The sequence below is a fragment of the Caballeronia sp. SEWSISQ10-4 2 genome, assembly GCF_030464885.1.
GTDB lineage: Bacteria > Pseudomonadota > Gammaproteobacteria > Burkholderiales > Burkholderiaceae > Caballeronia.
In genome coordinates this window covers 16,281-38,253 of sequence record NZ_JALPRJ010000036.1, presented here as the reverse complement: position 1 = coordinate 38,253, position 21,973 = coordinate 16,281, and the positions used below count along the sequence as shown (strand labels likewise).

Sequence of the window (21,973 nt, the reverse complement as noted above, 5' to 3'; positions counted from 1 at the left end):
GTACGCCTATCCGTCAGCGTCAACGTCAGCTCGCGGTCCATCCGCCATCCACCGGAAGAATCACGCCGGTTATAAAGCTCGCGCCCGCAGACGCCAGAAATAGAATCGGTGGACCTATCTCGTCTGGATGAGCGGCGCGACCGAGCGGCACCCTGTGCTGAATGAGCATGCGCCAGCGCTCGCCTGCCTGACTCTGTTGCGACATGTCCGTTGCAAATGGACCAGGCGCAACCGCATTGACGCGAATACCACGTGGCGCAAGTTCGACAGCAAGCGCTTTTGTCATCTGCACCACCGCGCCCTTGGAGGCGGCATAGGCCGAGCGCTCGCTCATTCCGATCAGCCCTGCAGTGGATGCAACATTGACGATCGCACTGCCGGGTTTCATGTGCGCCACCGCGGCACGGCAAATCGACCATACGCCGTATGCGTTCGCACGCATGACCTGCTCGAACTCGCCATCCGACGTGGCCTGCAACGTTCCACGAGCAATCGCGCCAGCAGAATTCACGAGAATGTCGACGCTACCCGCGAGTCTGATCGTCGCTTTCACTACCTCTTGCGCAGTTCCCGGCTGCGACAGATCTCCAGCGACGCAGGAAACCTTCGCACCAGTGCCTGCGAGTATTTCGGCCCGTTCATCAAGCGATTGTTGGTTACGTGCTACCAACACCACATGAGCTCCCGCAGCGGCCAAGGCGGCAGCCGCCGCTGCACCCAGTCCTCTCGATCCCCCGGTCACAACGGCGACCCGTCCAGATAAATCAAATGGCGCGCCTGCGCTATTGCTCATACCGATTTCTCCCGCAGAACACGCCGTAGCACCTTGCCCGAATGGGTCTTAGGCAACTCGTCGAGGACCTCGATCAGGCGCGGCACCTTGTACGACGCCAGCCGCTCCCGGCAAAACAGCGTCAACTCCTCTTGCGTAATCGTCGCCGATGGACGCAAGACGACGAACGCTTTCGGTGCTTCGCCACGGTAACTGTCAGGCACTCCAATCACCGCGGCCTCGCTGATCGCTGGATGCTCAAGCAATACGTCCTCGACCTCACGCGGCCAGACCTTGAAACCCGACGCGACGATCATGTCTTTTGACCGGTCTACGACATAAAACCAGCCCTGTGCGTCGGCACGCCCGATGTCCCCCGTGCGCAACCAGCCGTCTTCAAATGCAGCCGACGATGCGTCGGGCTTCCGCCAATACCCCGCGACGACCTGCGGACCCGAGGTCATCAACTCGCCAACATCTCCGCCGAAAGGCACCGTGGCCCGCGACTGCAAATCGACTATCCGGCAACGTGTTCCGGGGACGGGTACACCTATCGACAGCGAGCCAGTTAATTCATCCACCGGAGCCCGGCGCCCCAAAGGCACCAGGTGCGAAGGCGACGTCGTCTCCGTCAGACCATAGGCGTTGTGGATATACACACCCGTCGCTGCCTCCCATCGCTCGACGATCGCTGGCGCCACGGGTGCGCCCCCGCTAAACAACTTGCGAAAATGGGTTAGGCGCGAGGGGTCGAACGCGGGCTGGTCGAGGAGCGCAATGTAAGCAGTAATGGCCGCCACCGTCGTCGTGCAGCGATGGCGCGCCAGCAAATCGAGTACGGTGGCTGCTTCGAACCGATAGCACATGACTACGGCAGCTCCCGCGACCAACCCTGCCGCGATATGGGCGACCAACCCTGTCACGTGCGAAAAGGGCGCGGCCGCAAAGAGGACATCATCGGAGGTAAGTTCCAGCCATTGACGATAGACCTCCGCGTTGGACGCCACATTTGCGTGAGTGATGAGTGCAGCCTTGGGCTCGCCCGTGGTTCCTGACGTGTACGTCAGGAAGGCGATATCACCCCGATCAATCGACCAGCCAGACGATGTGCCTGGCTCGTCGAGAAGCGTCGACAGATGGCTCCATCCGTCGGGCATCTCAATGTTCTCACTGACTTTCCCGAGAAGAGCAGGCGTGTCGCCCTCGCGAAGAAACTCATTGGCAAACGAGACTGCGACAGAAAGGCTGCCTCCCCAGTCCAGAATCGCACCATGAAGTGCCATGGTCTGCTCGGCCCCGACAATCGCAGCACACGGTTCCGCGTCGTGCAGATAGTGAACCAGCTCTCGCCGTGTGAGCATGGGATTGAGCGGCACAACGATTGCACCCAGACGCCAGACCGCGAGCACGCCGATTACCGTTGCCGGAGTGTTTTGATTCAGGATGACGACACGGTCGCCTTTCTTTACCCGGTCGGCCCACACCGTAACCAGGGCGTCGACCTTTTGGCCGAGCTGCCGGAAGCTAAGCGCGGCATCGAAATACCAGAGCGCGATCGCATCGGGGCGCCTCGACACGTTGGCCTCAAAAGCGTCAAGCGGCAATGCTGGCTCGATAGCGACGTCCGGGCCGATACCAGGGGCGTAGAGGCGGACCCACCGGCGATCGTCGGTTGTCTCTTCATTACTCGATACTCCATCGGAGGGGCGGATCTCAGACATGGTCATGCCATTTCATAGAGTTCACGGAAACGGGCGGCGATCTGCTGGAGCCGTTCGAGCTCCAGCGGTCCCGCCTGGGCGGCAGCGATTGCTTCGTCGAGATGTGAGCGCTCGGAGATACCCACCAGAACTGTGTTGATCAGGGGTTCACTCAGGGCAAAACGCAGCGCAAGACTGGCCATTGAGCCCCCTTCCGGCACAAAGGCGCGAAATGCGTCCGCCTTCACGCGGTCCGCATCCACTTCGGCTCGAGACAGTGACGAATAGGATTTCGCAAAACGATGAAGCTCACCGCTTTCGCTAAGAGCACCGGCCGCGAGAACGCGAATACCGACCACGCCAACATCGCGGTTCGACGCCTTCGAGATCATCTCCTCGTAGTCCTGAGCCCGCCACGCTGCAACCGTCGTGGCAGCCGCGCTCGGGTTGATGAGGTTGTAGTACGCCTGAAAAAGGTCGAAGCGGTCGGCTTCGATGACCTCAAGAATCGAGTCGGTATGACCCAGACCGGTGAAACCAACGGCACCGACAATGCCTTTGCGTTTTAATCCTTCCATGACGTCAGCTACCCCGCCGGGCTGCAATACGTCGTCTACGGAGAGAACGCGACCGGCCAGATCCCGTTGACGTCCCACGCGGCTATGCAGGTACAGGATGTCCAGGCATTCGCGGTTCAGCCGTTCCTGGCTGCGCTGGACGGAACGGACGATTGTACCTTCCAGGTCATCGAGGTCGCCAGGGGCAAAGTCGATCTTGGTACTGATGATCGGTGATGCTCCGAGGGTCTTGAGCGTTTTTCCCAGGTTAACTTCCGAGTGGCCGCCGCCGTACGTTGGAGACGTGTCGAAGATATTAATGCCTTGCTCCAGCGCGTTACCGAGAACGGCGCACTGTTCCTGCTCGCTACCGCGGACCATGAGCCCCGCAGTCCCGCCACAGCCGAATGAAATCTCAGAAACTTCAAACCCGGTACGTCCTAAACGGCGCTTACGCATCGACGTTGCTCCTTGATGAGGCTGCATCCTGAATGACGACATGCGCTCCACGAACTACACCACCTTCGAGCAATCCTTTGAGAACAGCTTCCGCGGCCTCAAATCCGTGGACCTCCCCTGCAAACCCCTTTAGCCTTTTTCGCTCGGTCGAAACAATCTCCACCGCCTTTTTCAGAGACTGAGCCGACGCACCACGTCCGCCTTTGAGGGTGAGTCCCTTGCGACGAATCGTCTCCGGCTCCATCCCAGACGGTTTGGTTGATGTACATGCCAATATCACTCGCCCAAGTGGACCCGCCATTTCCACCGCAGCCGCGACGTACTCCACAGGCGCCTCTGTCACGACCACGACCACGTCGTAGGGTCCTTCGAGTTTCGGCGCAGCGGGAAAGCTGCGCACGTCGGCTCCCATTGCCCAACAGGTTTTGATCGCGTCTACGCCACGTGAATCGCCGTACACGACGACTTTCGACGCTCCCGCGTGTAGCGCCACCAAAGCCGTTGCCGCGCCCATCCGACTCGTGCCGAGGATCGCCACTGATTCCCCTGCCTTGATCTCCGCGCCAAGGTGGAGCCATTCGACGCCCGACGCGACGGGAAACGCGAAAGTCGCGAGATCGATGGGCAAATCTTCAGGTACCGGAACCAGTACTGATTGCTCGTCGAGTGTCACTGTCTCTGCATATCCTCCCCAGTTACTGGAAGACGAGTCTTGAACAATGTGTCCATATCGCGGTGATTTGCAGAACCGCTTTTGATCGCGCAGACACCAATCGCACTTCCCGCAAGGCCGTGCGTCATCGATCAGAACCCTTGCACCGCGCAACGCCTGTAGCACACGCGGAGCAGTAGGACCAACATCCTCGACGCGCCCCACGATCTCGTGCCCGAGTACCAGAGGTGTAGCCATCACCGGACCATATCCATGGAGTGTTTCGGCATCTCCGATACAAACAGCACTCCCTTCCACCCGGAGAACCGCCCCACGCTCACCCGCTGATACCGCTGGGAGATCGCGCAACTCCAGCTTGCCGTCTCCGATGTGAACAAGGCCTCGCATCAAGCGCCCTTTTCCAGTGACGCCGTTGACGCGGCACCGTAAAGTTTTTCCCACCAATCGTCACCGCGATTGATCGTCGCCGCAGCGCTACGTACCTGGCGGTAGTCGCTATTCAGCGCGGGGATTTCTGGTTCCTTGCCGTCGCGAATCTGACGAGCTGTTGCGATGAGCATGCGTCGCATGTGAACAATTGCCTTGTCGGTCATCCCCAGGTGCTCGATGCTACGGTCCTGGACCGGCCCCATCGACTCCTGCACGGCAATGTCCTGCATGGTCGTGCCATACAACCCGGTGTAAGTCTTACCCGACTTGATGCCTTCGCGATCCTGGAACCACCGGTTGCCGGCACGTCCTGGACGGCGATAATCGGGCAGCAGATCCTCTCCCATCCGCAAGCCGAGGAAGGTTTCGTGCGCCTTCACTTCGACCGGCGAGAGTGGCTGTTCGTTGTCGTACCAGACAAGATACATTGCCGTGTTTTCGCTATCTAGCGGCACTGACGCTTGCATGTACACGGGAGGAATCATGCTGTAGAACGGCAACGCATAAGCCGTCGCCCTCACGTACGTGAGTTTCTCCGGATCAGCCATTGCCTTGCGGATTGCGCCATAGATAAAGCCGAACTCGGTTTCTCGTACATCGATCTCGGGTGACGTATCGGTTGAAGGCCGCGAACGTCGGCCGTCGCTGTGTACTTGATCCTGATCGTAATCGCCCGACGCACTTGTCTCTGCGCTATGCAGAAAATCACTGTGTGCCGAATCAAGTGAACCCTCGAGCGACTGCACAAAGTTGACGTTATAGAGCGTTTTTCTCACGACGTAATGAGTCGACGGCAAGTCCATCCACGGAAAGCGTGGAAGTGGAGGTGGCTCTCCGGGTCCCAGGTAAGCCCACAACAGTCCACCCGCTTCGACGCACGGGAAGGTCGTGTTATTCACCCGTCCGCACATCCGGCTATCTTTCGGCTCGCCGGGCATTTCACATACATGTCCGGCGACATCAATCTTCCAGCCGTGATAAATGCAGCGCAGTCCGTCACCTTCATCGCGCGCGAGCATGAGCGATACACCGCGATGGGGACAGGCCTCGGACATCAAACCTACCCGGCCTTCGGCATTTCGCCAGGCCACGAGTCGCTCGCCCACCAGATTGACGCGAACCGGCCCTTCGCCGGGTGACGGAATCTCATCCAGCAAACATGCCGGCATCCAGAACCGCCGCAGGAAGATGCCCATAGGCTGGTCTCCCTCTACACGGCACATCAATTCATTGTCAGCCTTTGACAGCATGGGGTATCTCCATTGTTAGTCGAGCCGCCCCGCCCGATCTGCGGGACTGGTTGCGAGTTCGTTCGCTCGCTAGTCCTTGAACGCGCGCGAGTAAATCTTTCGGCAGTTCCCTTCGAAAATCTTGTACTTATCTTCAGCCGTCAGCCATGGGATGGCCTCAATCGCTGGCTTCAGGTCGTCGTAGTCCCGCCCCGTATGCCTACACGCAATCGAGCCCGTCCCCGGTCGTTCCGTGCCGAAGAGGCAGTTGTCTACGCCAAGCACCCGGAATTGGAATTCCAGCGCCTCGGGCGAATAGTTGCAGGTGTCGTAGTAGAGTTTGCGGACCTTCTCGTCGAACGTTTCACCACCCCGTCGCTCGGCCCATGCGCGAAAGCGCCCCATTTGATACGGAATAGCCCCACCGCCGTGCGCGACGACAATCTTCAATGTCGGGAAATCTTCGAACACGGAGCTCTCCAGCAAGGAGATGATCGAGATACTCTCTTCATTGATGAATTTCAGCGTGTAGGATTCACGCGGATTGCAGCAACTCGCTGAGTGAATGAGCGCCGGCACATCCAGCTCGACAAGTTTTTCGTACAGGGGGTACCAGAAGCGATCGCCAAGCCCGGGCGGCGCTGCTTCCTCACCCTCCGTGGGATCCGGATTCAACAGGCAGCCGACGAAGCCCAACTCCTTCACACATCGCTCCAGTTCGGCCAGGCAGTTTGCAGGGCTCTCGGCACGAAACTGCGGAAGGCCGGCGACTCCCCTGAAACGGTTCGGGTGCAACTGGCATTGGGCGTGGATAGCATCATTGACTGCACGAGTCCACAACGCGGTGACTTTGGCCGGCTTGATCGAGTGCAGCATCATGTATGGGCGCGGAGAGAGAAACTGCACGTCGGTTCCCACGCCGTCCATTATTGCGATCAGTCGATTCGAAACAGCGTGCAGCGCCTCCTCCCTGATTCCAGAGAACGGTGCGGCCGGGTTGGCACGGCTGGCGACCAGTTCGCTCATGTACCTATACAGTTCGTCGGTCATAACAACATGGGCGTGACTGTCGATAATCATGCGATAGCTCCGAAGCTGCGGTGGTCCATTGGACGAAGAATCATTCGGGATCTTCCATCCGTTATGGGATACAAGTTCCATATAAGAACAATATAACCTTGTCCGTGAGGCGTCAAGCGACTTTTGTCGGCAATCGCTGGATTCACTGTCGGGAATGTGTCTAGGCTTGCCAGAGCTGAGCGACCGAGGCGCTCGTGCACCGGTGCTACCAAACTCAACCTGGTACCGACAGCAAGGGAGATGAAGGGCCGGACGAGGTGTCCGCTATCGGGACAACGCTGCGAATGGCGGAGGCGGCGCAGCGGGCAAGTTCGGCATCGGAGCGACCCGCTCGGTCGGTGCAGGCTATCACCTGAGGCCGGCGGATTTTGGGGCGTGTGCGGCTATCGTAATATTCTCGCCGGCGCGGCCCACGTTGGTGGCAGCTATGACATGAGCGGCGTGGGATTCAGAATCGGGCCGTGCGAGTGTCTGGCGGATTTATATCAGAGGACCAGCAAAATCCGGGAGGCCAGCAACACGATCGAACGCGCGTGGGGCACGCAGAGCCGACACTACCCGCATCGCCCGATCGATAGGCACCCGGCCCGACAGATATGATCTCGGCTCGAAATATCGGCGTCGATATCGCAACCTGACTTTCCGCACTCGTCAGATGCATCGAAGAGACAGCACGGCGCCATGAATCAGAACCCGACCCATTGGACAGTCGATGGGCGAGCGTTCGCTGTCTGGGCGCTACAGGTATCCGAACTACGAAGTGATCACCGAATACAACACTCCGACAAATAGCACATCACCACGAGCCCAAACGCGTATTTTGATAACACGCGCGAGGACGCAATGAACGCGGATACGGCCGCATCCGTGCGCGCCTGTCCTCGGTCCTGCTCAAGATTTTCCCGACGTCGCGTTTCGCAATCCCGCTTGGGGTGGTGTAGTGCCGTATTACTGACGACGTCTATGCTGCATTTCATCAACGTTGTGCCACCTTCCGGGGCACCGTCTTCCGAGCGGTCTGCCTGGCGGCGACGGGTTCATCCGCGTTTTTTGCAGATTTGGACCCACTGCTTTGGTTCATTTCGGCCAACGCTGCCTTAAGAATGGCGAGAGCCCCCCAGATCTTGATCTCCCGAGCCTTTTCTGTGGAAAGGAAGCAGACGTCACGCAACACAACGGCCGACTCGATACCAATAAACAGGCTGAGCGCGCCGATTAACCTTTCGTAACGCTTCCCGCCAAGCTGGGTACGCAGCATACCGATCGCCGACTCAAGCACTTCTTTCCGTGCCCCTCTACGATGCGGGAGCAACTCGTCTTCCGAGCTCTCGCTGTTCAATGAGAGCTTCAGCATCGTGCGATAAAGGTAATCGTGGTCTGTAATCGTGACATCACTGGCCTCAACCACCGAGCGGAGGCGATCTTCGACCGTTTGCTTGCTCTCTAGCGCCGCGTCAATGCTTCGTTTTTCAACCTCCGTTGCCGCGTAGAGCGTGGCATGCACCACTAGTGTTTCGACGGACGGAAAGTAGCGATACGCTGTCGTGCGACCCACTCTAGCGCTATCTGCCACCTCGGCAACGGTGAACGCTTTCCCCTCGCGTACAAATTGTGCGGCGCATTCGACGAGCGCCATATGCGTGCGCATTTTCTGATTGCTTCTGCCACCAGCCAGGTTCGACATGATTCTCCAATCGGGCGCAGCCCGCCAACAAGGACGTCCTCAACATATATCTGCTGAATGGTACACCATCCCCATGGCGAGACAGAACAACCGAGTTGAACCTTTCTGGAACCGGGCATCGATGTGACGGAACCGCGGCCGCGTCATCCTCCCGCCGCTTCGGCTATCGCTGCCTGCAGAATTGCATTTGCCCCCCACGCTTTTGTCTCGCGCGCCTCCTCCGACAGTAAGCAAACATCCCGAAGCACGATGTCAGCCTCAATGCCAAGGAAGAGGCTAAGAGAAGCGATCAGCTTTTCGTAGAGCGCTTCGCCGATGCTCTGGCGCACCACATCAAGGGCGTCCTCGAGCAACTCCTTACGCCCCCCGGAGCGCCTGGGAAACGCATTCTCCGGAACACTGTCTCCGTTCAAAGACAGCCGAAGCATGGTTCGGTACAAGCGATTATGTTCAGCGACGGACTTGTCGCTCGCCTCGACCATTGCACGAAGACGCTCACTTGCTGACGCAGCGGTCTTGAGTGCAATACCGATACTTTGCTGCTCCACCTCCGTTGTGGCATACAACGATGCATGCGCAATCAGCATCTCAAGGTTTGGGAAGTATCGGTACGCGGTCGTCCTGCCGACATTAGCCCGATCTGCCACCTCGGAGACGGTAAAGCTAACCCCTTCCCGCACGAATTGCGCCGCAGATTCGACGAGCGCGATATGCGTGCGCAGCTTCTGGTTACTGCGGCCCCCAATGAGATTTGACATATCACTCCAGTCGACCAGGCACGGTCACGATAGAACTACCATCTTGACGTAAATGGTACATCAATCCCATAGTGGATCACAAATCCAGAAAACCTTTCAGTTGACTGTACGTGACCCCAAGGACTTGCGTGCAAAACTCAGAAGAGCGGCTAGCACTGCCATGATGGCCGAGACACCTATAGCAGCTTGGCCGACGTGACCAAACAATCGGAAAAATATCGCTACCAGCATCGCGCCAAGGATCTGACCCGACGTACGCGAAATCGCAACAAGTCCTGCCGCCGCGCCACTTCTGTGCATTGGAGCAGAAGACAATAGCGCACGATTGTTCGGCGACTGGAAGAAGCCGAAGCCTATACCGCAGACGCCCATGCGAATTGCAATAGAGGTCAGCTCCATTCCAGGTGAAAGCCACAGAAGTGAGCTCAACCCGGTTGCCATCACGAAAAGGCCAGACCCAATCAACACCTCGACCGACACGCGATCCGCGAGCCTGCCCGCAAGGGGCGCGGCGAGCGCCACGCCGGCAGGCCATGGCGTCATAAGCAAACCGATCTGCACGAGATTGAAATGCAAACCATCCTGAAGGTAGAAAGGAAGAGCTACCTGGGTCAGCGTCTGTGCGGTAAACGTGGACACTGACGTTAGCGCAGCCAAACGTACCAGGCGAACCCTGAGAAGGTCGATCGGTACAAGCGGTCGGCTCTGGGACAAACAACGATTCACCAGCACGGCCGCCGCAATGACGCCACCGATCAGGACCGCACTACCCCGCAACCTGGAAGGATTTCGCGTGACCATATCGACCCCACTCAGGAGCATCGCAAAAGCGATGACGTTCAGGACAATGCTCAATACATCGAGCTGCCTGTTTGCCTTCGGGCTCTCTGGCAATGTTCGCCAGGCCAAGGCTAAGGCCAGTGCACCAACCGGAAGATTGATCGCGAATAGCCATTGCCAGGGACCCAGCGCAAGCATGATTGAGGCAATCGTAGGCCCTAATGCGCCAAACGCGGCGATAATCAAAGCGTTCGCACCAAGCGCCGCACCGAGGAGCCGTGGTGGATACATAAAACGAGCGAGTGCACCATTCACACTCATAATGCCCGCTCCGCCGATGCCTTGAATGGCCCGCGCGACGACCAGTTCAGTGAGATCGTGCGACGTTACGCAGCCGAGAGAGGCCAGCGTAAATATACATAGACCGCCGATAAAGACTCGACGATAGGTAATGATTTCCCCGAGCGCTGACATTGGCAACAGCGAAATCACGACACCCAGTTGAAACGCGCTTACGATCGCAATTGAATCGGCAGGCGCAGTCCTTAGATCACGCGCAATCGTCGGGAGCGCAACGTTAGCAATTGAGCTGTCAAGTATGCTCACAATCAAGGCTAGCCAGACCCCGGCTAGCGCAAGATAGCGCCGCGGGGCGGGAAGACCTTCGTGCCACCGAGCCGCCCCGGCGACACCCTCCCGTGGCGCGACCGTTCCAGCCGGGTCGTTTAACTCAATCGAGTTATCTGGGTCCATTGGTCAATGTTGACTTTCAGGAATGGCCACAACCAGACCGTCTAGCGCCTCAACAACCTGCAATTGGCAAGAAAGCCGGGAATTCGGGAGAACAACCTGTGCGAAATCCAGCATGCTGGCTTCCATGTCGCCCACCTTGTTTACCCTGTCTTTCCAGGACTCACCGACATAGACATGGCACGTTGCGCATGCACATGCACCACCGCAATCCGCATCGATTCCAGGTATCCCGTTCTTGATAGCGGTCTGCATCACGCTGTCGCCAATTCGAGCATCCACGGTTCGATGCGTACCATCAACCGTAATAAAAGTGATCTGGGGCATAAACTCTTCGCGATCAGATCGCGACCTCCTTCATTGAAATACTTGGATTGCGCAGACGCTCTACGTCGATTTCGGTCCTGGCACCGATGAGTTGACGACCCATCATGAATTCAGGCACCGCGTTTACGGCTTCAACCGCCTGGATCCGTCGATCGGCGCTGACGTGAAAGACCGCAAACTTGTCTTCGTTGGGGTCGCCCCGAATGACTATCTCGGCAACATCCATGGGCAGACCGGCAATCTGCAATTTCACATCGAACTGATCTGACCAGAACCAGGGAGTCTCGGGTCGTGGTGCCGGCAAGTTACAGATAGATGCCGCCGCCTGCTTCGCCTGTTCAAGCGCGTTGGGCACACTCTCGAGACGCACCTTTCGGTTGTACAGTGGAAGCGGTCTACGCGTGCAATCTCCAATTGCGTAGACGTTCGGATCGTCTGTGCGCGCTGAGAGATCGACGAGCACGCCGTCATCGCATCGCAATCCAGCGTGACGTGCCAGTTCCTCATTCGGAACCGCACCCACTCCCACAAGGACCAGATCCGCCGGCAATTGTTCGCCGTCGTCCAGACACACGCTTGCCGATCCATCCAGCATTCGCACGGATGTAACTGACCGGCCCAAGCGAAAAGTGACGCCACGTTGACTGTGATAGCGAAGAAAGAAGCTCGAGAGTTGCGAGCAGGCAACCCGCGCCAAAGGACGCGCCTCCCTCTCAACTACCACCACTTCGGCGCCGAGAGCACGCGCCGATGCAGCTACCTCCAAACCCACATACCCGCCACCGACAATCACCAGTCGCGCGCCCGGTTTGAGTGCGAGCTTCAATTTTTCCGCGTCGGTCGCAGTGCGTAGCTCCAGCACGACAGGCAGTGATGCCCCTTCGAAAGGCGCAGTACGGGCTCGGGCTCCAGTGGCGAGGATGAGACTATCGTAATTCACTGTTTTGCCATCAGCCATACGCACTATCCGAGCCGGGCGGTCGATGGCGTCGACACGCGTGTTGAGGCGTAGCTGTATGCGGTTCTCGATATAGAACGTTGCGGGTCTCAACCGAAGACCTTCCTCGTTTGCTTCACCTTTGAGCCATGCCTTGGACAGAGGTGGTCGCTGATACGGCTCCAGCGGTTCCTCCCCAATCAAGGTGATCGATCCGGTAAAACCATTCTGGCGTAGAAACGCTGCGACCGATCCCCCGGCATGGCCTGCACCAATAATCACCGTGCCAGGTGATAGCAAAGAGCTGATACTTGTCTCCAACATGGTGTTCTCTCTTCAAGAGACGTTGACTGAATCACCCCATTGCAACGGCAACTCAACCAGACCGAGCGTGACACCCGTGTGGTAGGAGAGCGATGCTCCAGGCTTTACCCGCAGCTCGGGTAATCTGGGGAGCAGTTCTTCGAGCATGATGCGCAACTCCAACCGGGCAAGAGGAGCGCCAACGCACATGTGCGGTCCGGAACCAAACGCGCAATGCTGCCGTCGGTTTGAGCGATCAAAATCAACTTCAAGCGCCTGGGGGAATATTTCTTCGTCCAGGCCTGCGGCAGAGATAAGGCAAAGCACCATGTCGCCTTTATGAAGCTCTACTCCTGCGTAGGTTGCGTCTCGCGTGACTTCACGACCGATGCTTATGATGCTGAAACGGCGGAGCAACTCCTCAACGGCGTCAGGGATTTTGTCGGGGTTATCCAGTAGCTTCTGACGCTGATCCTCATGCTCGGCAAGATAGCGCACGACATGCGTCATCTGGGCAGCCACCGTGTCGAGTCCTCCATTGAAAAGAGTAATGAGGATCGACAGCATCTCCCCGCGAGTAAGCGGTCTTCCGTCGACTCGTGTCCTCAGCAACGAAGGCATGATGTGACCACCGCTTTTGACCGGATCTGCCAGTTGTTCATCGAGCCAACCACTGAGATAGGCAATCGACTTCTCATGCGCGTCGTTAGACTCCTGTTGCGACGCGCCATGAAAATAGCTCTGCACCCAACCGATCATTTCGTCGCGTCGTTCAAGCGGTAGACCGCACATTCGCATAAAAATCTCAACCGGCATACGCATGGCGAAGTCGCGCACAAACTCAGCTTCGTTACGTGCCGCCAACTCGTTCGCCAACCCGCGGGCTGTGGCGCGAATTTCTGGAGTGAGTTCATCCAGGATCCGATGACCGAAAAGCTCCACGACACTAATCCGATACTTACCGTGCTCAGGAGGGTCCATGTGGTGTGGAATCGACGGAACCGTACGTTCCACACGAGGCACTCGAATATTTCGGTTGGAGAACAGTTCGTAATTGCGCAGGATGTCGATGACAGTCTCACGCTTCGCAGCACACCAATGGCCGCCGAGTTCCGGGGAGTAGAAAAAGCCCGGACCGGATCCCAGGTCGTGTAACACGTTCCACGGATCAGTGACCATCGTTTCGCCAGTCCGATAGTTAAAGGACACAACCCGGTCCGCCGGAACATCATTCAACCTTCCATGCACTGGACAACCCATGTTCGCTCCTGTTTATCACGCCCGAGACCCAATACCTTCCTCGGGCTAAATTTTCATAATGGGATTGTTGTACCATTTAGAAAAAGCGCCTGTCAAGCACGGAACGAAACTTCGTGATGATCGTCGTCGATATGTTCGCGCCTGATTGCACTCTGACGAGCGATTTGCTGCTGCACACCGTGAAATCTACACATGCACGACTTTTAATGGTACTTTAGTCCCACAAAGGAAATTCACACCATGAAGGAGATGTGCATCTCTGATGTTGAACGCCGGACAACGGAGCTACGTTCCGGCCACGTCTGACTGTCTCGTACCCACCATTATTTTCCTGGCCATGGCAATGACCCTACAATCGAGAACTCTGTTTATCACTGGCGCAAGTCGCGGTATTGGTCTTGCAATTGCCCTGCGAGCGGCGCGAGACGGCGCCAACATCGTTATCGCCGCCAAAACTGTCGAGTCGCACCCGAACCTGCCCGGGACGATTTATACCGCCGCGGAAGAAATCGGGCGCGCCGGCGGTACTGCTCTTCCTCTTGTCGTGGACGTCCGTGATGAAGGGAGTGTTGTCCGCGCATTTGACGAGGCGGTACAGCGTTTTGGTGGTATCGATATATTGGTCAACAATGCAAGCGCCATTTCGCTTACCGACACGCCATCGACGGATATGAAGCGGTACGACCTGATGCAGCAGATCAATGTCCGAGGCACATATCTCTGCACTCGAACAGCACTACCGTATTTGAGCCGCGCAGCGAATCCCCATGTATTGAACCTCGCTCCTCCACTCGACCTCGATCCGAAGTGGTTCGGCCCACATGTCGCCTACAGTATTGCCAAATTCGGCATGAGCCTTTGCACGTTAGGACAGGCACGTGAATTCAAGCCACTAGGCATCGCCGTCAACTCGCTCTGGCCCGTTACCACTATCGACACCGCTGCAGTCCGCAACAAGCTCGGCGACATGGCCAACTCCAGTCGAAATCCCGAGATCATGGCTGATGCTGCCTACGCAATTCTGACGAAGCAGGCGACAGAAGTGACGGGCAACTTCTTCTTGGATGAACAGGTACTGCGCGAGGAGGGAGTGTCAGATTTCTCGTCTTACGCACGGAATCCACTCGCACCACTGACCGCGGACTACTTTGTTAGTGATTGGATCCTCGACAGTTTGCCGACAGAGCTAGTCCGCTTGCCGCAGTGACACCGACAATCATCGAGTTCACGATGGCTCCCTTGAGAGGGTGCCATCGAGCCGGCGCCTATGCGGCCAGCACCTCGCTGATGCCTGTAGTGGTCAGTTCATATCTCCGCTCGATGTGCAAGGCCGTGTAGCCAAGGACAATCCGAAGCGGACTATCCAGGGGCCCTTCCTTCTCCCGTAGGATCACCCGCACCGTCACCTCAGATGGCATCGCTTCCTCTAAAACTCGAGGGCATGCCACTTCTCACGACGATCGGCCGAAAACTGGTGATCTGCAGTTGCAAGGTAACCGCCGTCCACCAATAGATCGACACCCGTCATCAAACTAGCCGCTGGAGAAGTTACGAATCGAATAACCTCGGCAATCTCTGACGACGATCCCAGCCTTCCAAGTGGTAAATCGTTTCCGCGCTGATCAAGACCGGCCTGTCTTTGCGCCCCCATCGCGGTGTCGCCGAGTACACCAGGAGACACTGAAAGCAATCTCCCCTGCCGCTGCCCCCAGGCGTAAGCACGACGCTGCACCTGCAGAATCGTTCCGCGCTTGGAAGTCGCATAGGCCAGCCGATGTTTCGGCGCCGTTGGAGCCTCGGCTTCGATGACTCGTGCCAGGTCGGCCGGCCCCTGTGCAGGTTCTAACAATAAGGCGTCGAACCGATGTGCAAGCTTTCTATGTCCTGCCACCGAGGCCACACAGACCCCCACCACTCCGGGTTTTACCAAAGATTCGAAAGCTTTCAGTATATTGATAGTTCCATACAGATTTACCGCATAAATGATCTCGGGGGGCGTGGGTGGCGCGACGCCAGCGGCATGAATCAGCACTGCAAATCCCCCCATTTCGTTTGCGGCCGCCGCCAGAGCATGCGCGTCGGCCTCGCGCGTGATGTCCGCCGGCATCGCAACAGCATCTACCCCTTCGGCCTGGAGCGTACTCACTGTCGAATTGACCGCATCCGGTCGAAGATCTGAAACCAGAATTCGGTGGTCGCGAAACCGCCGTGCACAGGAGAGTCCAATATGACCGGCACCACCGGTAATGACCATAAGGGGCAATGTACTGCTATCGTCTGTCATGGTTCGATCTTTTCAAAGATTTGAAGCCGAAGCTAGGCAAGATGTATTGCGCTGGGGCGATCATCATCGATATCAATCGCGCAAATTAGACTATGATTTCGGCAATTCAGAATTCATATAAAAACGCATGGCAGGACGCCGCCCGTCTGGTGGAAAGACTCGCCATGCACCATCCTCGTGTTTGAAAAAGAAGATGGAAAGCGCCCTACTTGAGGAGCGCGCCTCAACTCGAACAGAGCGGCTGTGACACACGCCGCTCCATTTGAATCGGGTTACTCGGACGGGTGCAGCTGCAAACCACTTTTCAACAACTGACCGCAAACAGATTTCTGCGCTTTTCATCGACGTCTCCTTCCAGGCTGCAGCGAACCGGCCGCCTCAGCCTACAGCCCAACTACGCCTTTACGAAATGTGCACTTAAACTGCACGACTTCACCAATCTGCCGCGTGCGCTTCGCTTAACGCCCTGATCGATGACGGGCGGCATGAGACTTCCTACACGATCTTGATTTGGGTGTTTTGTATCGTTATGGGATTATGATCCCATAATAGGTCAACTGGCAATGAAGTGCAAGCCTTGAGCGTGCATCAGAGGGCCTCGATGATGGTGACATTCGCAATGCCACCGCCTTCGCACATTGTCTGCAAGCCATACCGCATCCCTCGCGCCCGCAGCGCATGCACTAGCGTTGCTGTAAGCTCCGCGCCGGAGGCACCGAGCGGATGCCCCAAGGCGATCCCTCCTCCGTTCACATTGAGGCGATCTGGATCCGCATTAACGGCCCGTAGCCAGGCGAGCGGTATCGGTGCGAACGCTTCATTGACTTCATAGAGGTCGATTTGATCGATTGATAGGCCTGCTCGCTTCAACGCTCTTCGCGTGGCCGGAATGGGCTCTTCGAGCATGACGATCGGATCGCCTGCAGTAACCGTAAGATTGAGAATTCTGGCACAGAGCGTCAGTCCATGCGCCTTCAATCCATGCTCATTGGCCATCAGAATGCCAGCGGAACCATCGCAGATCTGACTTGCGTTTGCTGCACTTAATACGCCGCCGTCCCGCAATAGCTTTACCGATCCAATCGACTCTGCCGTCGCATCGAACCGGATACCTTCGTCAACAATGTGTAACTCGCCATTCACCTCAAGCGGCACAATCTCGGCTCGAAAGGCCCCTGCATTGGTGGCTGCCGCGGCCCGCTGATGGCTTTTCAAGGCGTACCGGTCGAGCTGTTCGCGACTAAACCCGTATTTCCCTGCAATGAGTTCGGCCCCGGTGAACTGGCTAAAACCATCCACGCCATAGCGTCTGCGGATTCGTTCGCTCCAGGGGCCACCTACTCCTGCTTTCAACGCGAGGATTGTCGGCGTACCCATTGGTACGCGACTCATGCTCTCGACGCCAGCCGCGATCACGACGTCTTGCGTGCCCGACATGACGGCCTGTGCTGCGAAATGGAGAGCCTGCTGGGATGAGCCGCACTGCCGGTCGATTGAAACGGCCGGAACGCTATCGGGTAGCCTGGATGCAAGGACGGCGTTACGCCCAATATGGAAGCTCTGCTCACCAACCTGGCTCACGCAACCAAAGATGACGTCCTCTATGGCACCGGGATCGATTCCGCAGCGATCGACCAGCGCATTCAGCACTTCTCCTGCCATATCTGCAGGATGCTAATCGGCGAGTTTTCCGGCGCGGCGACCACCGGCTGTCCGGACCGCCTCGACAATGTATGCGTTCATACCGCGCTTTCCCGATGACTTGGACTGGCGTTGCGCTTGGAGACAAATGCCTGGATACGGTCACGAGTTTGCGACGTTCGGCTGAGTTCCGCGATAGCCCTCGCTTCGTCTTCCATCTGTGTCTCGAAACTCGTCTCCAGACTTGAAAGCAGCAGATTCCGCGTTCTTCCGATTGCGGCGGTGGTCGATCTTCCGAGTTGTGCAACTATCGCCCTGACCTCATCAGCCAGAAGTTCGTCATTCACCGCGCGTGTAACCAGACCTAACGTGGCCGCATCCTCTGCACCTAGCCGCTTGTTCGTCAAAACAATTTCTTGAGCCCGGCGCAGGCCGACAAGACGAGGCAGGAGCCACGTTGAACCGCCATCCGGGGAAAGACCAATGCCCGTATAGGCGGGAGTAAAGTGCGCCGAACGAGCGGACAGAGCGATGTCTCCGAGAACCGCCAGGCTGAGCCCAGCGCCAGCCGCCGGACCGTTTATGGCGGTAATCAACGGCTTCTGCATCCTCGCGAGCCGCGCTATGGCCATATGCAAGTACGCAGTCAGTTCTTTCAGCAAAGAAGGCACCGTATCTCCGGCCGATACGAATCCCCCCACATCGCCTCCTGTACAAAAAAAGCGTCCTGCACCCGTGAGCACGACGCAGCTTATCGAATCATCTTCGTCGCAATCGATAGCGGCCATCATCAACCTCTTCGCCAATGAGAGGTCAATTGCATTGCCTACGTCGGGCCGGTTCAGTGTCAACTTCGCAATGGACCCTTCGCGCTCGAAGAGCAAAGTACCTGATGAGTTCATGAAAGTGCTCCTTGCGACTGTTCCCAGGCCCGCTGTGCTACAAACGGCAGCGCAGCGACCAACTCCTTCGCATGGGGCGAAGCCGCCGAGCCACGCTTCCAACGTGCCTTGATGCCATGAAAAATCGCTGCGAGTCGAAACATATTGAAGGCGACGTAGAAGTTCAGGTTCGCAATACCGTCACGTCCCGTATGAGCACAGTAGGCCGCCACGTACTCACCTTCGCTTGGGATGTTCAGCTCATTCAGATTTGCGCCTTCAAGGCCCGCGATGATCAGCGGTGGCATACGGTACATCATCACGTTGTACGCAAAGTCGGCAAGTGGATGACCTAACGTCGACAATTCCCAGTCCAGGACGGCCAAAACGCGCGGCTCCGTAGGATGGAATATCATGTTGTCGACGCGGAAGTCACCATGCACGATGGTAGTTTCATCGCCAGCCGGAATGTGTGCAGGTAGCCATTCCATCAACTTCTCAAAATGCGGGTCCCGACCGGCCTCAGCGTCACCTGTGTATTGTTTGGACCAACGCGCAATCTGCCGCTCGAAGTAATTACCGGGACGCCCGAAATCAGTCAAGCCCACCGACCGGTAGTCGATGCTGTGCAACTTCGCGAGCGTTTCGTTGATCGCGTAGAAGTAGCGCGGTCGCTCGTCACGGATAACATCCGGGAACGTCGCGTCCCAGAAGACTCGCCCCTGTACGAAGTCCATCACGTAAAACCACGTGCCAATCACCGCATCGTCCATGCACATGCCGTGCAGATGAGGGACAGGGAAATCTACGCCTTCGAGTGCCCGCAACACGCGTGCCTCGCGCTCCACAGCGTGCGCGCCTTGCAAAAGATTGCCCGGTGGCTTGCGCCGAACCACGTATGCCTTGTCGGGCGTGTTCACCTTGTAGGTGGGATTCGACTGTCCGCCCCTGAATTGTTCGACCGTTACTGGTCCTCGAAATCCTCGAACGTTCTCAGTCATCCATTGCGTCAGGCTGGCGATGTCGATGCGGTGTTCACTTCGGACCTCCGAAGTCCCGTTGAATGAAATAGCTTCTTTCATCGGGCCATCCTATCCAGAGCATTCTTTCTGATCCTGTTCGCGAGCGACCATTTGTGCACTTCTGTAGGCCCGTCGTAAACTCGAAATGCGCGTATCTCCCGGAAAATTTTTTCAACTATCGTGTCGCCCGTCAAGCCTGTTCCACCCATTACCTGAACACAACGGTCTGCGACACGAAATAGTGCTTCGGATACAGCAACCTTCGTCATCGAAGACTCGCCAATACCCTTCGCGCCGCTGTCCAGCACCCCCGCGCACCAGTCAATCATCAACTCGGCCTGCTTCAGGTCGATTTGATTCTCCGCGAGCATGAATCCTACGCCCTCGTGCTCAATAAGTAGTTGACCAAACGCACGACGCTTCACTGCGTACTCGGTTGCAATCTCCTGAGCCCGGATGCACGCACCAAGCCAACGCATGCAGTGTGTGAGTCGAGCAGGTGCCAGACGAGTCTGGGCATACTTGAAGCCTTCGCCACTCGCTCCAAGTATCTGGCTCTCCGGGACGCGAAGACCATCAATACGCACGATGGCGTGACCTCCAGGCATCGAATCGTCGAGCGTGTCGAGAACACGCTCGATGCGAATCGCTGGATCCGGCAATGCAACCAGGAACATCGTCGCGCCCTGCTCGGAGCGAGCCATAACGATGCCCATGCCAGCGCCGTCAGCTCCCGTGATAAAAGCTTTGCGACCGTCGATCACCCAAAAATCGCCATCCCGTCGAGCGGTAGTCAGCATCATTGATGGATCGGAGCCGGCACCGTTGTCTTCGGCCGGCTCGGTCATAAAAAAGGCGGAGCGAACCCGACCTTCGATGAGCGGCGTTAAAAATCGATCCTTTTGCGCGGGCGACGCCACCCTTTCCAAGAGGTACATGTTCCCTTCGTCCGGTGCGGCGACGTTGAGCGCGAGCGGTCCAAGGGGTGACAAGCCCGCTGCACGCAAAACCAAAGCGGTTTCTCCGTGGGTCAGATGACTGCCATCGGGAAGCACATTGGGCGTCAGCAGCCCATCGGCGCGCGCCATGTCCCTCATTTGCTGCACGAGTTCGTCACTGGGGCCGTGCAGGCCCTGGCGAGGATCACGCTCAAAAGGCACGACACGTTCGCGGACGAACATCTCGACTCGCTCAGCTAGACGACGGCCTCGGTCAAGATTTGGAGTAGTAGAAAAATAGTTCATCGCGGTCCCATCCTGATCGCACCATCCAGTCGAATCGTTTCGCCGTTCAGCATTGGATTGCGCACGATACTTTCTACCAGGTGCGCATACTCCTGCGGTTTGCCTAAGCGCGCGGGAAACGGGACCTGACTTCCGAGAGAATCTTGAGCTTCTTGAGGCAAGGCAGCGAGCATCGGCGTCCAGAACAATCCGGGCGCAATCGTCACAACCCGGATTGATAGTGACGCCAGGTCCCGAGCCATAGGAAGTGTCATGGCGACCACGCCGCCTTTTGACGCTGCGTATGCGACCTGTCCGATCTGCCCTTCGTAAGCAGCGACGCTCGCTGTATTGATGATCACGCCACGCTCTTCTGCAAGCGGCTCGATCTTGCTCAGCCGTGCCGCGAATCGGGAACTCACGATGAAGTTACCGATCAGGTTCACCTCAATCGTGTCTCGGAACTGACGCAAACTATGCGGCGCTGCATCGCGACCTACCGTTTTTGCGCCAAGTGCCACGCCGGCACAGCCAACGAATACGCGTGCAACGCCGTGAAAGCGCTCCGCCTCGCCGAGAGTGGCAATAACGCTGTCCTCCTGAGAAATATCTACCTTTACAAACCTCCCTCCGATCGCTTGGGCTTGTGCACGGCCAGATTCTTCGTTCAAGTCGAAGATCGTTACCTTGGCCCCCAGCTCGGCCAAGTGACTTGCGGTTGCCCCACCCAGACCAGAAGCTCCGCCCGTGACAATCACCGCGACTCCAGCTATCTCCATGCTCATCTCCTCATGTCACTACATCAAGGGCGACCTCAGGCGGTGCTGATTGCATCCCTCAATCCAATTCCGGTTACAGGTTTTGTGTCCCATTGTAGCACTACAGTACCATGAAATTATTCGAGCACTCAATACGAATGCAGGCAGGACGGTGTATTGGTGCCCGTAGGGCGAGGACCGCGTCGGGAATTTGCGGTTGCATGAAACGAGGACGTCCGATTCATCCCCAGGTCGCCCTTCTCTGGCAGGGATTCGCCCATGCTGTTCGCACGCGGCACACTCACGTCTGACGATTGCTTGCTCAACGTCTCGAGCTCTTAATCACCAGGTATTTATTTCATTCGCCAGGAATCAGCCAGTTTTTAGCGCAGCATGGTCGTCCAGCGGTTTCGTCGATCTCAAACGACGGCCTCCACGGAGCGAAGCGCGGAACGTTCTCACTTTT

At 57.4% G+C, this 21,973-nt stretch carries 18 protein-coding genes and 1 pseudogene; 1 reads left to right on the top strand and 18 read right to left on the bottom strand.

From position 1 onward, the window contains the following. Window positions 1–25: 25 nt before the first annotated feature. From M0D69_RS23715 to M0D69_RS23660, 12 genes are all read right to left on the bottom strand, one after another. Window positions 26–793, bottom strand: coding sequence for an SDR family NAD(P)-dependent oxidoreductase (locus tag M0D69_RS23715; RefSeq protein WP_301784318.1), 768 nt, complete (start codon window positions 791–793; stop codon window positions 26–28). After that, window positions 790–2,499 carry an AMP-binding protein gene (locus M0D69_RS23710; protein ID WP_301784317.1) on the bottom strand — a complete coding sequence of 570 codons (1,710 nt, stop codon included), beginning with the start codon at window positions 2,497–2,499 and terminating at the stop codon, window positions 790–792. The genes M0D69_RS23715 and M0D69_RS23710 overlap by 4 nt, the downstream gene beginning before the upstream one ends. After that, entirely contained in the window at window positions 2,496–3,488 is a 993-nt protein-coding gene (locus M0D69_RS23705) for an aldo/keto reductase (protein WP_301784316.1), read from the bottom strand. The genes M0D69_RS23710 and M0D69_RS23705 overlap by 4 nt, the downstream gene beginning before the upstream one ends. Next, window positions 3,481–4,548 (bottom strand): medium chain dehydrogenase/reductase family protein, encoded by a 1,068-nt coding sequence (locus M0D69_RS23700; protein ID WP_301784363.1) that lies wholly within the window; start codon window positions 4,546–4,548, stop codon window positions 3,481–3,483. Before M0D69_RS23700 ends, M0D69_RS23705 begins: the two co-directional genes overlap by 8 nt. Then, window positions 4,548–5,840, bottom strand: a complete 1,293-nt coding sequence (locus M0D69_RS23695; protein ID WP_301784315.1) for a Rieske 2Fe-2S domain-containing protein — start codon at window positions 5,838–5,840, stop codon at window positions 4,548–4,550. The genes M0D69_RS23700 and M0D69_RS23695 overlap by 1 nt, the downstream gene beginning before the upstream one ends. Before the next feature lie 69 nt (window positions 5,841–5,909). Further along, window positions 5,910–6,899 carry an amidohydrolase family protein gene (locus tag M0D69_RS23690; RefSeq protein WP_301784314.1) on the bottom strand — a complete coding sequence of 330 codons (990 nt, stop codon included), beginning with the start codon at window positions 6,897–6,899 and terminating at the stop codon, window positions 5,910–5,912. A gap of 976 nt (window positions 6,900–7,875) precedes the next feature. Continuing rightward, entirely contained in the window at window positions 7,876–8,583 is a 708-nt protein-coding gene (locus M0D69_RS23685; RefSeq protein ID WP_301784313.1) for a TetR/AcrR family transcriptional regulator, read from the bottom strand. Window positions 8,584–8,726: 143 nt separating this feature from the next. Then, a complete protein-coding gene (locus M0D69_RS23680; RefSeq protein WP_097275580.1) occupies window positions 8,727–9,341 on the bottom strand; it encodes a TetR/AcrR family transcriptional regulator in 615 nt (204 codons plus the stop codon). 96 nt (window positions 9,342–9,437) lie between these two features. Further along, window positions 9,438–10,874: an MFS transporter gene (locus M0D69_RS23675; RefSeq protein ID WP_301784312.1), complete on the bottom strand. Its 1,437-nt coding sequence runs from the start codon at window positions 10,872–10,874 to the stop codon at window positions 9,438–9,440. Window positions 10,875–10,877: 3 nt separating this feature from the next. Next, window positions 10,878–11,198, bottom strand: a complete 321-nt coding sequence (locus M0D69_RS23670) for a 2Fe-2S iron-sulfur cluster-binding protein (RefSeq protein WP_301784311.1) — start codon at window positions 11,196–11,198, stop codon at window positions 10,878–10,880. Window positions 11,199–11,211: 13 nt separating this feature from the next. Continuing rightward, on the bottom strand, window positions 11,212–12,459 hold the full coding sequence (locus tag M0D69_RS23665) for an NAD(P)/FAD-dependent oxidoreductase (protein WP_301784310.1): 1,248 nt from the start codon (window positions 12,457–12,459) through the stop codon (window positions 11,212–11,214). 12 nt (window positions 12,460–12,471) lie between these two features. Beyond that, complete coding sequence (locus M0D69_RS23660; RefSeq protein ID WP_301784309.1) at window positions 12,472–13,617, bottom strand: cytochrome P450; 1,146 nt, start codon at window positions 13,615–13,617, stop codon at window positions 12,472–12,474. Between the two features lie 424 nt (window positions 13,618–14,041). Here M0D69_RS23660 and M0D69_RS23655 point away from each other — a divergent pair, with 424 nt between their 5' ends. Beyond that, window positions 14,042–14,905 carry an NAD(P)-dependent oxidoreductase gene (locus tag M0D69_RS23655; RefSeq protein WP_301784362.1) on the top strand — a complete coding sequence of 288 codons (864 nt, stop codon included), beginning with the start codon at window positions 14,042–14,044 and terminating at the stop codon, window positions 14,903–14,905. A gap of 219 nt (window positions 14,906–15,124) precedes the next feature. On the opposite strand, the gene M0D69_RS23650 is transcribed toward M0D69_RS23655, so the two are convergent. The 6 genes and pseudogenes from M0D69_RS23650 to M0D69_RS23625 all read right to left on the bottom strand — a co-directional run bounded on the left by M0D69_RS23650 (window position 15,125) and on the right by M0D69_RS23625 (window position 21,528). Then, complete coding sequence (locus tag M0D69_RS23650) at window positions 15,125–15,982, bottom strand: SDR family oxidoreductase (RefSeq protein ID WP_301784308.1); 858 nt, start codon at window positions 15,980–15,982, stop codon at window positions 15,125–15,127. Between the two features lie 588 nt (window positions 15,983–16,570). After that, a pseudogene (locus tag M0D69_RS23645) lies at window positions 16,571–17,725 on the bottom strand (acetyl-CoA C-acetyltransferase). Next, a complete protein-coding gene (locus M0D69_RS23640) occupies window positions 17,722–18,525 on the bottom strand; it encodes an enoyl-CoA hydratase/isomerase family protein (RefSeq protein ID WP_301784307.1) in 804 nt (267 codons plus the stop codon). Before M0D69_RS23640 ends, M0D69_RS23645 begins: the two are co-directional and overlap by 4 nt. Then, window positions 18,522–19,586, bottom strand: a complete 1,065-nt coding sequence (locus M0D69_RS23635) for a phosphotransferase (protein WP_120311864.1) — start codon at window positions 19,584–19,586, stop codon at window positions 18,522–18,524. The genes M0D69_RS23640 and M0D69_RS23635 overlap by 4 nt, the downstream gene beginning before the upstream one ends. Then, window positions 19,583–20,770 (bottom strand): acyl-CoA dehydrogenase family protein, encoded by a 1,188-nt coding sequence (locus tag M0D69_RS23630; RefSeq protein WP_301784306.1) that lies wholly within the window; start codon window positions 20,768–20,770, stop codon window positions 19,583–19,585. Before M0D69_RS23630 ends, M0D69_RS23635 begins: the two co-directional genes overlap by 4 nt. Beyond that, a complete protein-coding gene (locus M0D69_RS23625; RefSeq protein ID WP_301784305.1) occupies window positions 20,767–21,528 on the bottom strand; it encodes an SDR family NAD(P)-dependent oxidoreductase in 762 nt (253 codons plus the stop codon). Before M0D69_RS23625 ends, M0D69_RS23630 begins: the two co-directional genes overlap by 4 nt. Window positions 21,529–21,973 lie beyond the last annotated feature (445 nt).